This window comes from Saccharomonospora sp. NB11, assembly GCF_015910535.1.
In the GTDB taxonomy this organism is placed as follows: domain Bacteria; phylum Actinomycetota; class Actinomycetes; order Mycobacteriales; family Pseudonocardiaceae; genus Saccharomonospora.
In genome coordinates this window covers 1-1,985 of sequence record NZ_JACBJG010000024.1, presented here as the reverse complement: position 1 = coordinate 1,985, position 1,985 = coordinate 1, and the positions used below count along the sequence as shown (strand labels likewise).

Annotated in this window: 1 protein-coding gene; it reads right to left on the bottom strand. The window is 58.7% G+C overall.

Features of this window, described 5'->3' with window-relative positions:
• Positions 1-665: 665 nt before the first annotated feature.
• The coding region (locus tag JAV51_RS20095; RefSeq protein WP_255535061.1) for an RHS repeat-associated core domain-containing protein at positions 666-1,985 on the bottom strand (1,320 nt) is incomplete at its 5' end.

The following is a 1,985-nucleotide window of genomic DNA, read 5'->3' as shown; positions in this document are numbered from 1 at the left end:
AGCCGTAAACGTTCTCCGCCGCACCAGCAAGGCCCTCGGTGTGCTTGACGACCAAATGGTCCTCGTCGTCCCACTCGTAAGTGATCGACGTGGTCTCCACGCCGTCAGGCCCCAGCACGGTGTCGGAGGCGATGCGACCGAGGTTGTCGTAGCGCTGGGTCGTCAAACAACCCTGGCTCTGCTGCACCAGTTCTGACGCCTGGCCGAACGCTGGGAACGCCGCACCGCATCCACCACGGCTTCCTCGCCCTCGCCACCAGCCTCGCCTGCTGGCGCCGACTCACGAAAACAATGTGTTAGGAGCTCGAAGACTGTTGTTGCGATCAGACTCGCAAAACGATTTAATTTCCCCTATGGTATTTCCCCGCCGCGCTGCCATCGGACTAGACTTTCAAGCGTTGCAAGGAGCTCATTAGCGCGCCCCAAATTTTGATACCTATCAAACACTTCCCCTGTTGAGATATCGCCGTATTGACATTGAACGTCTCCGGTTGTCCAGACAGTTATTTGACTCATACGGATACCATTCTCGAGGTTGAGCCACACCGAAGGCGTCCCCCAGCGCATCCTAGAATCATTCAGGGAGTAGCAGATCCCTTCTTCCTTTAAGAGCTGCTTATTCTCGTCCAGCCAGTGCCGCAACTCGTGCAACAGGCGAAACTCTTCTACCACTTTTCTTTCACCAGCTCTACATTTAGGGCTGCAGGGAACTTTAAAGGATCTTGTCCGCGCTTCTTCGCGAGTCTGCCATACATCGAGTTCGGCCCTGGTATCTGAGCCCAACCCGGCTTGCCAGCCGGATATAGAGAGCTGTGGGGAACATCGAATTCAACGTAAATACTCCCGGGCTTAGCTTCACGCCCGAATGCGTTGGGGTCACCTGGATGTGCGACATAAGTTGTACCGCCTGCGCCTTCTTGAACTTGCCCAGTATGCCGCATCGCATCGTACTCCCCTCGCGACATCCAACGCCCTACCCTAGTAAGCTGTTCCCCTTTTGATGTGCTCGTCGAACCTTCACGCGCACCCCCATCTGAACCGCACCTCCATATCTGGGCGCTACGGCTGCCGTCGGTCTTCGGCCGCGCCCCATCGGCGCATGAGTCGTTGAGGTGTGCTGTTGCTGGTGGCAGGGGTGCGGGTTGGTCGATTCCGTGGTTGGTTTCTGGTTCGTAGGGGGCTGGTTCTCCGCCTTCCGGTTGGATGACTCCGAGGTCGATGACCGTTCGTTTAGCAGCGTCGATGGCTTCCTGGATACTGTCGACGACGGTTCGTGTTTGTGGCGGTCGGGCGTGGGGTGTGTTGACAAGGTCTTCGAGCCTCTGGCGGCGAAGCTGTTCGAGGAAAGTCCTGAGACGCTGGAGATCCACGGTGTTCCACGCGCCTGGACTGGCCGGCCCGAACCCGCCAAGAGGACCCCCAACCCCACCAATGAACCCTCCAGATCCGCTCGGCCTGCTCCCCGACGGATGAGGGAAGTTGAAACCTGCCAACAAAGCGATTCGCGAAATTTCGAGCGACTGCCAGATTGACCAGGCTATTTGCGGAATCGGAACTGACTGAGGCGCCGGGCTCGGTATCCCTCGAATTTTCTTCGTCGTAAACAGATCAGACGCCCAGTCACCGACGATCCCACCCACGATCGCAGCACCGCGCGTAATCAGTCTTGTACCTACTTGCCGCACCGCTGCTGACCTGGCTATAACGGCAACAATAGGAACCACCGGCGCAACGACGAGGTACCCGCTGGGGTCGGTATTCGCCAGCGGATCTGCGCTCGCATAGGCGTAGCGGTTGCTGTTGCTGAGGTCTCGTGGGTCCAGGCCTGCGGTGTCGCGGCTGGCGAACGTTGCTGTGCCCGGCTGATACCACCGCGCACCCATGTTCACGTTCCCGCTGTCAGGGTCGGTGTACTGGTGCTGGAAACCCAACGCAGGCTGCGTTCCCGCCTCAGCCTGCCGCTGTCCGAACGGACTGTAAGACCG